This window comes from Lapillicoccus sp. (assembly GCF_036559105.1).
GTDB lineage: Bacteria > Actinomycetota > Actinomycetes > Actinomycetales > Dermatophilaceae > Lapillicoccus.
This window is the reverse complement of the sequence record NZ_DATBTV010000023.1, coordinates 1-12,650: the sequence shown is the minus strand read 5'-3', so window position 1 is coordinate 12,650 and position 12,650 is coordinate 1. Positions and strand designations below refer to the sequence as shown.

Annotated in this window: 12 protein-coding genes; 5 read left to right on the top strand and 7 right to left on the bottom strand. The window is 70.3% G+C overall.

What is annotated here, in order from left to right; all coding sequences use genetic code 11:
• Positions 1 to 22: 22 nt before the first annotated feature.
• From VIG79_RS03100 to VIG79_RS03085, 4 genes are all read left to right on the top strand, one after another.
• Positions 23 to 1,885, top strand: coding sequence for a glycoside hydrolase family 3 protein (locus VIG79_RS03100; protein ID WP_331882013.1), 1,863 nt, complete (start codon positions 23 to 25; stop codon positions 1,883 to 1,885).
• Positions 1,886 to 2,342: 457 nt separating this feature from the next.
• Positions 2,343 to 3,065, top strand: a complete 723-nt coding sequence (locus VIG79_RS03095; RefSeq protein ID WP_331882010.1) for a TIGR02206 family membrane protein — start codon at positions 2,343 to 2,345, stop codon at positions 3,063 to 3,065.
• 285 nt (positions 3,066 to 3,350) lie between these two features.
• On the top strand, positions 3,351 to 4,043 hold the full coding sequence (locus tag VIG79_RS03090) for a hypothetical protein (protein ID WP_331882007.1): 693 nt from the start codon (positions 3,351 to 3,353) through the stop codon (positions 4,041 to 4,043).
• A 90-nt stretch (positions 4,044 to 4,133) separates the two neighbouring features.
• Positions 4,134 to 4,415 carry a hypothetical protein gene (locus tag VIG79_RS03085; protein ID WP_331882005.1) on the top strand — a complete coding sequence of 94 codons (282 nt, stop codon included), beginning with the start codon at positions 4,134 to 4,136 and terminating at the stop codon, positions 4,413 to 4,415.
• Between the two features lie 114 nt (positions 4,416 to 4,529).
• Here the strand turns inward: VIG79_RS03085 and VIG79_RS03080 are convergent, their stop codons facing one another.
• The 6 genes from VIG79_RS03080 to uxaC all read right to left on the bottom strand — a co-directional run bounded on the left by VIG79_RS03080 (position 4,530) and on the right by uxaC (position 10,304).
• The gene (locus VIG79_RS03080; RefSeq protein ID WP_331882003.1) at positions 4,530 to 4,985 is read right to left on the bottom strand and encodes a MarR family winged helix-turn-helix transcriptional regulator; all 456 of its coding nucleotides are present in this window, start codon (positions 4,983 to 4,985) and stop codon (positions 4,530 to 4,532) included.
• A gap of 26 nt (positions 4,986 to 5,011) precedes the next feature.
• Positions 5,012 to 5,386, bottom strand: coding sequence for a cupin domain-containing protein (locus tag VIG79_RS03075; RefSeq protein WP_331882001.1), 375 nt, complete (start codon positions 5,384 to 5,386; stop codon positions 5,012 to 5,014).
• 223 nt (positions 5,387 to 5,609) lie between these two features.
• Entirely contained in the window at positions 5,610 to 6,347 is a 738-nt protein-coding gene (locus VIG79_RS03070; RefSeq protein ID WP_331881999.1) for a GNAT family N-acetyltransferase, read from the bottom strand.
• A 128-nt stretch (positions 6,348 to 6,475) separates the two neighbouring features.
• On the bottom strand, positions 6,476 to 7,492 hold the full coding sequence (locus tag VIG79_RS03065) for a Gfo/Idh/MocA family oxidoreductase (RefSeq protein ID WP_331881997.1): 1,017 nt from the start codon (positions 7,490 to 7,492) through the stop codon (positions 6,476 to 6,478).
• Positions 7,489 to 8,880: a mannitol dehydrogenase family protein gene (locus tag VIG79_RS03060; protein ID WP_331881994.1), complete on the bottom strand. Its 1,392-nt coding sequence runs from the start codon at positions 8,878 to 8,880 to the stop codon at positions 7,489 to 7,491. Before VIG79_RS03060 ends, VIG79_RS03065 begins: the two co-directional genes overlap by 4 nt.
• Positions 8,877 to 10,304: a glucuronate isomerase gene (gene uxaC / locus VIG79_RS03055; RefSeq protein ID WP_414672570.1), complete on the bottom strand. Its 1,428-nt coding sequence runs from the start codon at positions 10,302 to 10,304 to the stop codon at positions 8,877 to 8,879. Before uxaC ends, VIG79_RS03060 begins: the two co-directional genes overlap by 4 nt.
• A 91-nt stretch (positions 10,305 to 10,395) precedes the next feature.
• On the opposite strand from uxaC, the gene VIG79_RS03050 reads away from it, so the two are divergent.
• Positions 10,396 to 11,715, top strand: coding sequence for a lactate racemase domain-containing protein (locus tag VIG79_RS03050; RefSeq protein WP_331881990.1), 1,320 nt, complete (start codon positions 10,396 to 10,398; stop codon positions 11,713 to 11,715).
• Here VIG79_RS03050 and VIG79_RS03045 read toward each other — a convergent pair.
• The coding region (locus VIG79_RS03045) for a LacI family DNA-binding transcriptional regulator (RefSeq protein WP_331881987.1) at positions 11,616 to 12,650 on the bottom strand (1,035 nt) is incomplete at its 5' end. The two genes, VIG79_RS03050 and VIG79_RS03045, sit on opposite strands and share 100 nt — an antisense overlap.

Below are 12,650 nucleotides of genomic sequence, written 5' to 3'. Positions count from 1 at the left end.
AAGTCCGAGTCGGGAGGTACTAATGTTCGATCGCTCAGCATCCTCGACCCGCCGTGGCCGGCTGCCCGTCCGGCTCCTGGTCGTCGGGCTGTGCCTGGCGGTGCTCGCGGCCTTCGGGCCGGCTGCGGCCGCTGCGGGCGATCCGGGACACTCTGGGGACGCGCCGTACCGCGGCAAGGTGATCTCGCTGATGCGGCACATGACGCTGGAGCAGAAGGTCGGTCAGCTCTTCGTCATCGAGGTGGCCGGTCGCGACGCCAACTCGGTGAGCGACACCGCCAAGGGGGTCAACCAGCGGTTGTTCGGCGTCGACACGCCCGCCCAGGCGATCGCGAAGTACCAGCCCGGTGGCGTCATCTACTACACGACCCGCAACAACGACGACAACATCGGCGACCCCGCGCAGGTCGCCACGCTCTCCAACGGCCTGCAGACCGCCGCCATGGCGCAACCGGCCCGCATCCCGCTGCAGATCTCGGTCGACCAGGAGGGCGGCGCACTCGTCGCGCGGTTCGGCGGACCGGCGACCCAGATGCCCGGCAACATGGCCCTCGGCGCCGGGCGTTCCGCGTCCGACGCCCGTCGCTCGGCCGAGGTCATCGGTACCGAGCTCGCGGCCGTGGGCGTGACCCAGGACTACGCGCCGGTGTCCGACGTCAACATCAACCCGAACAACCCGGTCATCGGGATCCGTTCCATCGGGGGGGACCCCGGTCTGGTGTCCTCCCTCGCCGCTGCGCAGGTGGCGGGCTACCACGACGGTGGTGTCGCTGCGGTCGCCAAGCACTTCCCGGGCCACGGCGACACGGGTGTGGACAGTCACTTCGGCCTGCCTGAGGTGACCCACTCGCTGGACCAGATCCACCAGATCGACCTGCCGCCGTTCAGGGCGGACATCGCCGCCGGCGTCGACACGATCATGACCGCGCACGTCGTGATGCCCGCTATCGACCCAGGGGTCCCGGCGACGATGTCGCACAAGATCCTCACCGGGCTGCTGCGCGACGAGCTCGGCTTCGACGGACTGATCGTCACCGACGCCCTCGACATGGCCGGCGCCACGGCCACCTACCCGCCGAACGTGGCTCCGGTCAAAGCGCTGATGGCCGGTGCGGACCAGCTGCTCGTCGCGCCGCAGATGGACACGGCATATGGCTCGGTCCTCGCCGCAGCCCGCAGCGGTGAGATCAGCGCGAAGCGACTCGACGAGTCCGTCTACCGGGTGCTCCTGCACAAGTTCCAGCGCGGCCTGTTCGGCGACGCGCTCGTCGACCCCGCCGCCGCACCGCAGGTCCTCGGCGCTCCGCAGCACCTGGCGGACGCTCAGGCGATCACCGACCGCACCACGACCCTGGTGAAGAACGACCGCAGGCTCCTTCCGCTGACGTCCGGACCCCGCAACGTGCTCGTCGCGGGCTGGGGTGTGGGCACGACCCAGACGATGGCGGCCGCGCTCGCTGCGCGCGGAGCCACCACACAGGTGCGCGAGTCCGGAACCACCCCCTCGGCGAGCGCCATCGACCTCGCCGTCGCGTCCGCGCAGAATGCCGACCTCGTCGTGGTCACGACCAACAACGCCTATGCCGTGGATGCGACCACCAAGCTGCCGGCCCCCGCCGCCGCCGCGCAGACGAGGTTGGTCCAGGCCCTGCTGGCGACCGGAAAGCCGGTGGTGGTCGCCGCGATGCGCAACCCGTACGACGTGGCGTCGTTCCCCGAGGCGCCGACAGTGGTCGACACCTTCGGCTACACCACCCACCAGGTCGAGTCGCTGGTACGCGTGCTCTTCGGCGAGGTGAACCCGGCTGGCCGGCTGCCGGTCTCGATCCCGCGTACGGACGGCACTGGCGACCTGTTCCCGTTCGGCCACGGCCTGAGCTACTGAATGGCCCAACAGGGAGGCACCTCACTGTCGGGTCGGAGCATGACCCGTGACGTTGTCTCGGGGCGACGACCTCGTTCGTAGCGTTGGTGATGACGTCGGCACCACCGCCGTCGACCAGCCGCATTAGAGTCGGGCAGTGACGCGACGATGAGCAAGATGGACGACACACGCGCAATGCGTGAAGCTCGGCACGAGGCATACCGAGCCCGTGTCGCACAGCCCAGCGCAGCGCCCGGGGCCCAGCCACCCGTTCCGGAGCGCGCACCCAAAGCCGACGCGGCTCCAGCACCCGCGCCGGCCGATGACGGGCTGTGCGGGCATCGAGCCATCAGCGGCCGCACGTGCACCCGCGACAAGGGACACGCCGCCAAGAGCCACCGCTACTCCTAGAGGGGGGGCTCGGCCACTATCCGGGCATCGGTCGGGTCGAACCGGCGTCGCCGAGGGATGATGGAGCGTGAGCAGTCCGCTCCCCTACTGGCTCTTCGTCACGGCAGCCGCGGTCGTCGCGGTCGTCCTCTGTGTGGCGTGCCGGCGGTGGCCGGGTCCCTGGGTCCGGTGGGCCGGCCGAGCTCTCGCGCTGGTCCTGGCCGCCGACGCCGTCGTGTTCGTGGTCCGCCAGGGCCTCGGCGGCACCTGGTCGGTGCAGAGCTCGTTGCCGTTGGCCCTGTGCGACGTCGCTCTCGTGGTGGCGGCCGTCGCCTGCTGGTACCCGAGCTGGTCCCTCGGCGTCGAGCTGACCTACTTCTGGGGGTTGGCCGGGACCCTGCAGGCGGTCCTGACGCCGGATCTGCACGTGGGGTTCCCGAGCATCGAGTTCGTCCTGTTCGTGGTCGGCCACCTCGGCATCGTGCTGGCCGCGCTGTACCTCGTCGTGGGCCTGCGGATCGTTCCCCGGCCCGGAGCAGCGGTCCGCGTGTTCGGCATCACGGTCGCGTATGCGGCGGTCATCGGCGCCTTCAACTGGCTCACCGGCTCCAACTACATGTACCTCGCTGCTCCGCCGGAGAACCCTTCTCTGCTGTCACTGCTCGGCCCGTGGCCCTGGTACCTGCTCAGTGCGACGGGCGTCGCGATCGTCCTGTTCGCGGTCCTGGACGCCCCGTTCCGCCACACGCGGGGCCGGGCCCCCGTCGACGCCAATGCCCCAGGGTGTACGCCCACGCCTATGTCCGGTTGACGGGCGTTCGGCGAGCGGCGAGCGGTCAGCATGGGCCGGTGGTGCAGGCGGTGCTGGAAGCCGATTACGTGGTGGTCGGCGCGGGTGCGATGGGGATGGCGTTCAGCGACGCCCTGGTCGGTCATGCGGACATCGGCGTGGTCCTGGTCGACGGCCGGTACGGCGTCGGCGGGCATCGGCTGAACGCCTATCCGCTCGTCCGACTTCACCAGGCCTCCTCGACCTACGGGTGGCGTCCACGCTGCTCGGCGACAACCGGCTCCAGGAGAGCGGTGCCGAGGCGGCATGGACGAGCGGGCCTCGGCGTCGGAGATCTGCCTGTACTACGCGCGTGTGCTGAGGGAGCGACTGCTCGACTCCGGCCGGGTTTCCTTCTACCCCAACTGCGACTACATCGGCGAGGGGCGGTTCGTCTCGCAGGTGTCGGGGCCGCAGTTCGAGGTGCGCGGCCGCCGACGCATCGTCAGCGCCCACTACCTCTCGCCGATGATCCCGGCGACGAGCCCGCCGCCCTTCGGGGTCGCAGAGGGGGTTCGGGTGCTCCCGGTCAACGACCTGGTCGACCTGGTCGACCTGGTCGACCTGGACGAGGCGCCGTCGCAGTACGTGGTCGCCGGCTCGGGCAAGACCGCTACCGACGCCTGCATCTGGCTGCTCGACCGCGGCGTCGATCCCGAGGCGATCGTGTGGGTCCGCCCACGCTACCCGTGGATGATCAACCGCGGCCGTCCAGCCGGATCCGGTGGTGTTCTTGACCACCGAGGCCGAGATCATGGAGGCAGCGGAGGCGGCCGGCTCTCCCGACGATCTGTTCTTCCTCATGGAAGAGGCCGGGGTGATGGTGCGGATCGACCGATCCATGACTCCGACGATGGCCAAGATCGCCACGTGGGCCCCACTGGGAGCTGGATCGACTCCGCACCATCGAGCGGGTCGTCCGGCTCGGCCACATCGTGCACGTCAAGCCCGGACGGTTGATGCTCGCCGACGGCGAGGTCGGGATCGCCCGGGACGCCGTGGTCACCCACTGCGCCGCTCGGGATCTGCGGTTCCCCCACTGGTGCCCGTGTGGCGACGGAGGCGATCACGCTGCAGACGATCCGCAACACGTATGCCTGCTTCGGTCCCGCACTCGCGGGCTACGCGGAAGCGAGGGTGGAGGATGACGCCGAGAAGAACCGCATGTGCCCACCGGTGCCGCTCTCCAGCACCACCGCCGACTGGGCTCGCCAGCAGGTGTTGGGCGCCCGGGCGTCCTTCACATCACACCCTCACGTCGACGAGTGGGCCGACAGCGTGTCGCTCAACCCGGCCCGCGTCCGCCGGCGCTGGTCAGGTCTCCGGCCGTGACCGCCGCCGCCCAGCGGTTCCGTCAGCACGAGGGTCCGGGCTGGCCATGCTGGCCGCGCTTGCCGAGATGCATCCGCTGAGGGCCTGACCCGTCGCGGTCAGGTCCTCGGCGGGTCACCAGAGCGGACGGACTGGTGGTAGCTCTCCGTTCTCCTGGCTCAGGACTCTGACGAGGTCGCTGCGCAGGACGTCCAGGTGGTCTGCGCCGATCCTCGCTGCCCACCGGCTCTCGAGGTCGGCGTAGATCTCCTCGGCGGCCGCGAGCAGCTTCCGGCCGCGGTCGGTGAGGGCGATGGGGCGCAACCGAGCGTCATGGCTGCCGGTGGATCGTTCGACGTACCCAGAGCTGACCATGTCGTCCACCAGCTTGGCGGTCGCCTGCTTGGTCATGCCCAGGACCGAGGCGAGGTCCACTCCGGTGAGCGGCCCTTCGCGCAGTGTCAGCAGGGTGAAACCGGTGGCGGGGCGCAGGTCGGTCCACCCTCGATGCTCGAGCTCGTCGTGCAGGTCCAGCACCAGCCGGCGGTAGGCAATGGCGAACAGCCGGGCCAACGGGACCGATCCGTCCACCGCTCGCACCCGCCCGCCCCCGCGGGTCACTGCGACCAGGGCGGCGTGATGACGGTGCCGTCGTCGAGCCGGCCCTGGCCGCCGACGGGCATGCAGCAGAGCAGCTCCAGGGGCCCGTCGCCCGCGTTGCGCAGCTCGAAGCGCTGGTCGGGCGGGACCACGATCGCGTCGCCGACCCGGGCGGTCGCCCGGGTGGTGCCGAGGGTGACGTCGGCGGAGCCTACGAGCACCACGAACACCTCCTCGCGCGTCAGCGAGTGCGGCGTCGGTGGCGCGCCGGGCGGGATCTGCACCCGCCACACCGCCGACTCCTGGCTTCCCCGACTCGGCGTGGCCAGCGAGGTGAAGTGCGTGCCGTGCAGCGTGTGCGTGGGTTCGGCGGGGGCGGCGATCACCGGCATCAGGAGTCCTCTCGGGTCGTCAACGATGTTGACGATTCTGGCAGTCGACGACCCAATCGTCAATCAGGTTGACGATGTGGCGGGCGAGAGCTGCCACGGCCGAGGTGGGGCTTCGCATCCTGACGTGGTACGCGGTCGTTCTAGCCATGTCGCTCGTCGTCGGCGGGGCGGCGTGGCGTGGGTTACCCGGCAGGTGTCGTCGTGGATCGATCCCCTTCGCGGCTCAGTACCCGGTGCGGTGCACGACCCAGACGTTCGGCTCGACGTACACCGCGACTCCGTGTTCGACGTCGCAATGGACCGGAGTCAGTGCTCGCGGCACGACGACGGGGCCGGTCTCGTCGAACGGCAGCCCGGTCCACTCACGCCACTCCGCGAGGGTCCCGGGGACGACCATCGAGCGCGGGGCCACTGCGGTGATGCGGCCACCGGCCCGCACGTGTACCCGGAGCCAGGGGTCGACGGGAAGGCCGTCCTCGCGCACGCGGAGTGCGTAGGTCGACATCGGCTCGAGGACGTCGGTCCTCCCGTTGGGACGGACGGGTGCGACGAGCTCGGCGAAGCCCCACCTCGCCGCGTTGTCGCGCATCGCTGCGAGCATCTGTCCGGAGAGACCGGTGCCCTGGTGGTCGGGACGGACAGCGATCTCGACGGCGGAGATCGCGTCGGGCTGCCGGCCGCTGAGGCTGGCGAGCAGCCCGTTGCGGATCACGAAGTCCCACCCGTTGTCAGGTAGGGGGCCGCCGCCGAGCACGAAGGGGATGGAGTATGCGCACGCGACGACCTCGCCGGCATCGTCTTCGGCGACGAGGACGAACTCGGCAAAGCGCGTTTCGACGTTGCCGTAGAACAGCCCGCCGATCGGGTCGTGACGCATGAACTCCGGCCACGAGTTGGGCATGCTCCACATCGCCCCGGCAAGGTCCGGCCGGTCGGCGAGCAGGGAGATGGTGAGCGGCACACCCACATCGTGGCGGGTGCTGAGGGTGTTGGTCGCCTCGATGATGGAGATCAACGCTATCCGCCGCTCGGGGCCGCGGTCGGCGTCATGGCGTCGGCCCTCATCGAGCCATGTCGGTGCGACCGAGATCAGGCGCCCGGGTCCGCGAGCACGCCGGCATCTCGATACACCTGGTCGAGGACAGCCAGCGCCGCCAGCCCCTCCGCGGGGCCGATCCAGAACGGCTCCGGGTCCTCGAGGGTCCGGTAGAAGTCCGCGACCAGCAGCTCGTGGGAGACGCCCCAATAGGCCCGGCCGGTGGACGTGGCGCGGCGCTCCTCGACGACGTCAGTGCGGCCGTCGGCGTAGACGACCGTGAGGTCGCCGCGGATGAGCAGCCGCGCATGCTCGGTGTCGATCTCGATCGTCACCGGCGAGTCCACGGAATTGGCCAAGGTCGCGAACAACACACTGCGGGAACCGGATTCGTGATCCATGACCAGCTGAGCGGTGTCCTCGACGTCGACGTAGTCGCCGAGCGCGAGCGTGCCGATCCGGCTGCCCACCTGGGCGACCGGTCCGAGGAACCACTGAACGAGATCCAGCGTATGGATCGCCTGGTTCATCAGCACGCCGCCGCCGCTGCGTCGACGCTGGCCGCGCCACGGACCGCGGGCGTAGTACTCGGGAGTGCGGTGCCAGGCAACCGTGGCGGACGCTCCCCGGATCGCGCCGAGGGATCCGTCGTGGATGAGCCGGTGCGCCTCCTGCGACGCTCGGTTGTAACGGTTCTGGAAGCAGACGGCCACCTTCACTGCGGGGTTAGCGAGGTGAGCGTCCAGCACCGGCTGCGCGTCGGAGAGGGTGTGCGCGACCGGCTTCTCGAGGATGACGTGAACTCCGCTTGCGATGCAGTCCACCGCGACCGGCGCGTGCTGGTCGTGCGGCGTGCAGACGTGCACGACGGCGGGCCGGAGTGAGTCGAGCATCTCACGATGGTCGGTGTAGGCGACCGTGCCCTGAGTGTCGGCGGTGGCCTGGGCGCGGGCGGCGTCCACGTCACAGACGCCGACGAGCTCCACGCCGTCGAGGTCGCGCAGCGCCGCCAGGTGGACCGCCGAGATGTCGCCGCACCCGACGACTGCCGCGCGGACCCGCGCCGTCACGGGTTCGTGCTCCGGGCCTCGAGCTCGGCCACCTGCTGCTCGACGAGCGCGCTCACCTCGAGGTCGTCGACGCCCAGCCACTCGAGCACCGCGGCCACCCCTTCGCGGACCGGACCCTGAGCCAACGCCGTCAGCGCCGCACCGTCCACGTCGTTGACCGGGGCACCGTTGCCGCGCAGGTGCGCGATCCAGGCGGCCACGAATCTCGTTGCGCCGCTGGGCAGCTGGCCGTTCGCGCGGGCGGCGCGAAGGACCGGGAGCGCGCGGATCGGGACCTTCTGCGACCCGTCGGCCGCGATCTGCGCGAGCAGGTGCCGGATGTTGGGGTTCGCGAACCGGTCGAACAGCGCCTGCCGGTATGCGGCGACCTCTTCCTCGGGGAGGGTGAGGTACTGCGCGGCACAGTCCCACCAGTCCTCCACCCAACCGAAGACCTCGGGATCCATGATCGCCTCGGCGACGGTCTCGTGCCCGACGATCGAACCCGCATACGCCATGATTGAGTGAGCACCGTTGAGCAGCCACAGCTTTCGCGTCTCGAACGGTTTGACGTCCGAGACGAAGCGAGCCCCTGCGGTCTCCCAGGCGGGCCGTCCGGCGGGGAAGTCGCCGGCCAGCACCCACTCGGTGAACGGCTCGGTGACGACCAGTGCGGCGTCCTCGACGCCGGTCAGCGCGCGGGCGTCGGCCAGGTCGGCGTCCGTCGCCCGCGGGGTGATCCGGTCGACCATGGTGGTGACGAACGAGACGTTCGCATCGACCCACCCGGCCAGGTCGGGATCGACCTGCTGCGCGAGCTCGGTGACGATGCGCTGGGTCATGGCGCCGTTGTGGGGAACGTTGTCGCAGGAGACGACGGCCAGCGGGCCGGCACCGGCGTCACGTCTCGCCGACAGCCCCGCGACGAGCCGGCCGGGGACGGTGTCGAGGCTGTCGGGGCGACCGGCGCGCAGGGCGGACACGTCGGCCTGCACGGCGGCGGACCCGAGGTCGAGGCCACCCTCCTCGTTCCGGCAGTAGCCCGCCTCGGTGACGGTGAGGGTGACGACGCCGACGTCGCACGACGCCATGTGGTCCACCAGCGCGGTCAGGTCGGACCCGACGTGCACGGCACTCACCGACCCGATGACCTCGGGCAGGCTCTCCGACTCATGGCGGACGAGCAGCGTGTAGAGGCAGTCCTGCGAGGCCAGCTCGTCGGCGGTGCGACGCGAATGACCGGTGAAGGCAGCGATCCCCCACTGGTCGGCGTCGTCGGAATGCTCGGTGTACCACGCCTGGTGGGCCCGGAAGAAGTTGCCAACCCCCAGGTGGACGACGCGCACAGGGGCCGCCGGGCGGCCGTCGTCGGCCCGGCTCAGGTGGCGGGTGGGAGCGATCGCGCTCACAGCTTGAACACCTGACGCGGGATCGTTGTCACGAGGTCGACGCCGGTCTCGAACGCCTCGTCCTCGTCGAGCCGGTGCTGCACGACCAGCTCGGCGAGGTAGGCGCTGTCGAGGCGGCGGGACATGTCGTGCCGCGCGGGAATCGAGCAGAAGGCACGGGTGTCGTCGATGAAGCCGGAGGTCCGGTAGAAGCCCAGAGTCTCGGTGACGGCTCCGCGGTAGCGACGGATCGCCTCTGGCGCGTCGAGGAACCACCAGGGCACACCGGCATACACCGCGGGGTAGAAGCCGGCGAGTGGCGCGATCTCCCGCGAGAAGACGGTCTCGTCGACGGTGAACAGGACGAGGTGCAGCCCGGGCGCGGTGCCGAACCGGTCGAGCAGCGGCTGCAGCGACCGGGTGAACTCGACGGCCACGGGGATGTCGTGACCGGTGTCGGGGCCGAACGCCTTGAGCGTCGGGGAGTGGTGGTTGCGGTGCACACCCGGGTGCAGCGTCATGACCAGCCCGTCGTCGACCGACATCTGGGCCATCTCGACCATCATGTGGCGGCGCAGCGCGGTCGACTCCTCGGTCGACGTCTCGCCCCGCAGCGCCGCCGCGTAGATCCGGGCCGCCTCCGAGGGGGCCAGCTCGAGGGTCACGACGTCGGCGTGGCTGTGGTCGGCGGAGACGGCGCCGTGCTGCTTGAAGTGGCGACGACGCTGGGCGAGCGCCCGCAGGTATCCCGGGAAGTCGCCGGTGTCCTCCCCCGACGCCTCGGCGAGGCGGTCCATGAGCTGGGAGAAGCCCGGACGGCCCGGCTCGAGGTAGCGGTCGGGACGGAAGGTTGGGACGACACGACCGTCGAAGCTGGGGTCGGCGGCCAACGCCGCGTGGTGCGCGAGATCCGCGCACGGGTCGTCGGTGGTCGCGAGCACGTCGATGCCGAAGCTCTTGAACAGCTCGCGCGGCCGGTACTCGTCGGACGTGAGGCACTCCGCCACCCGGTCGTAGATCGCGTCGGCGGACTCCGCGCTCGGTCGCTGGGTGACGCCGAAGATGCTGCTGAGGACGCTCTCCATCCAGAACCGGCTGGGCGTCCCCCGGAACAGGGCCCAGTGCTCGCAGAACGCCCGCCAGGCCGCCCGGCTCTCCGCGTCGCTCAACGTCTGGTCGCCGACACCCAAGGAGCCGAGCGGAACCCCTGCTGCGTGCAGGAGCCGGAAGATGTAGTGGTCCGGGGAGAGGAGCAGGGCGGTGGGGTCGGTGAACGGGATGTTGCCCTCGATCCACTCGACCGGCACGTGGCCGTGCGGGGAGATGATCGGGAGGTCGCGCACCTGCTGGTAGAGGCGTCGCGCCAGGTCGCGCACCGCAGGGTCGGCCGGGAGGAGCCGGTCGTCATGGGGATGGAGACCGGGGAGCTCGGACATGGCAGTCATGCTCCGGCTCCGCCGAAGTGGGTCGCCACAAGTTGCCACTAGTTGCCGTGAACGCTTGCCGGTGGGTGAGACTCGCGGCCAGAGTGATGGGGTGAGCAGTACCAGCACCTCATCGACCTCGACCCTGCCCGAGCCCGTGGTCCTCCCCGCCACGACGGTCGGCGATGCCACGGGAATCCTGTCCTCCGACGAGGTGTCGGCGTTCGTGCGCGAGCAGCTCGACGCATACCCGGTCGACGGGCGCAGCGTCTGTATCCTCGTCCCCGACGCGACCCGCACGGTGCCGCTTCCCTTGTTGATCAAGGCGGTTCACGCGTCACTGGCCGGCCGAGCCACGCGGATGACGGTACTGGTGGCGTTGGGTACCCACGCCGCGATGAGCGACGAGGCGCTGGCCGCCCACCTCGGCTACTCCGAGAAGGGGCTGGAGGCGACCTATCCGGGAATGACCGTCCACAACCACGAGTGGTGGGACCCGGAGACCTTCGCCGATCTCGGGACGATCCCGGCCGCCCGGATGCGCGAGCTGTCGGAGGGTCGGCTCGACGTCGACGTTCCCGTGCACCTCAACCGCGCGGTCGTCGAGCACGACATCGCGCTCGTCGTCGGTCCGGTGCTGCCGCACGAGGTCGTCGGCATCTCCGGCGGCAACAAGTACTTCTTCCCGGGGGTCGCGGGGCAGGACATCATCGACATCTCGCACTGGCTGGGCGCGCTGATCACGTCGGCGGAGATTATCGGGACCACCGCCCAGACACCGGTACGCGCCCTCATCGACGAAGGGGCGGCGCTCATCCCCGCGGACCGGCTGGCGTTCTGTGTCGTCGGCGCGGCCGAGAGCGACCACGGTTCGCCCGCCCTGCACTCGGTCTCGTTCGGGGACACGATCGCGTCCTGGTCCGCGGCCGCCCAGGTCTGCGCGGAGAGCCACGTGACCTACCTCGACGCACCGGTCCAGCGCGTGCTGTCACTGGTCCCGGCGATGTACGCCGACATCTGGACCGGTGCCAAGGGCTTCTACAAGCTGGAGCCGGTGGTCGCGGACGGCGGCGAGGTCATCCTCTACGCACCGCACATCACGCAGATCTCCGAGATGCACCCGGAGATCGTCGAGATCGGGTACCACTGCCGCGACTACTTCGTGAAGCAGTGGGACCGGTTCTCGCACCTGCACTGGGGCGTGCTCGCCCACTCGACCCACCTGCGAGGGGCGGGCAGCTACGACGCGGAGACCCGCGAGGAGCGCCTGCGGGTACAGGTCACCCTGGCGACGGGCATACCGGAGCAGGTATGCCGCGAGGCGAACCTCGGCTACCTCGACCCGGCCACCGTGGACGTCGGCGCCTTCGAGGCCGACCCGGGGACGTTGGTCGTACCCAACGCCGGCGAGGTCCTCTTCCGCCTGCGCTGAGCGGTCGAACCCCGGACGACGAGCTTGACCGGCAGGACGATCGGCTCACGGCTCGGTGTTGCTCCGCCGATGGCGGCGATGAGGTTCTTGACCCCGGTGATCCCCATGGCCCGCAATGGCGCCGCCACGGTGGTCAGCTCCGGCTCGACGATCTCCGACAGGACGACGTTGTCGAAGCCGATCACGCTGATGTCGTCGGGAACCCGGACGCCGGCTCGCCGCATCCCCTTGATGACGCCGATGGCCATCACGTCGTTGTAGGCGATCACCGCCGTCGGCCGTTGGGCGAGCACCGCCTGCGCGGTGGCGAAGCCGGCGTGCACCGTCGGCACGTTGCAGGGCCCGACTCGGCGGACCCGGAGCTCGAGCTCGTGCGCCGCTTCCATGAGCGCGACCCACCGCATCCCGTCGGCCCAGCTCGCCTCCGGTCCGGCGACGTAGGTGACGGTCTGGTGGCCGAGCTCGGCGAGGTGCTCGAGGGCCCGACGCATACCTCTGGCGTTGTCGGTGATGACGCAGGGCACCTCGGGGACGCGGCGGTTGAGCAGGACCATCGGTTTCTGCTTGGCGAGCATCCGGATCGCGTTGCCGGACATGCGCGAGCTGGTGAGCAGGACGCCCTCGACGGCGCCGAGCTCCCGCTCGGTCCAGTCGCGCTCCAGCTGGGCGTCCTCCTGGGTGTGCGAGAGCAGGATCGTGTAGCCCGACTCGCCCGCCGCCTCGTGGGCGCCGCGGATGATCTCGCTGTAGAAGGGGTTCGTGATGTCGGTGACGACGACCGCGAGGCTGCGGGTGCGCTGCCCGACCAGCCCGTGGAGCACCTCGGAGCGGTAGCCGACGTCGCGCGCCGCGGCGAAGACGCGCTCAGCGGTACGCGAGTTGACCCGGCCGGGACGCGAGAACGCCCGGGAGACCGTCGAGGGAGCCACGCCGGC

Excerpts from the sequence above, each read along its gene's own strand:
- VIG79_RS03090 (WP_331882007.1), top strand. The coding sequence starts at position 3,351 with ATGGACGAGCGGGCCTCGGCGTCGGAGATCTGCCTGTACTACGCGCGT.
- VIG79_RS03075 (WP_331882001.1), bottom strand. The coding sequence starts at position 5,386 with ATGCCGGTGATCGCCGCCCCCGCCGAACCCACGCACACGCTGCACGGC.
- uxaC (WP_414672570.1), bottom strand. The coding sequence starts at position 10,304 with ATGACTGCCATGTCCGAGCTCCCCGGTCTCCATCCCCATGACGACCGG.
- VIG79_RS03100 (WP_331882013.1), top strand. The coding sequence starts at position 23 with ATGTTCGATCGCTCAGCATCCTCGACCCGCCGTGGCCGGCTGCCCGTC.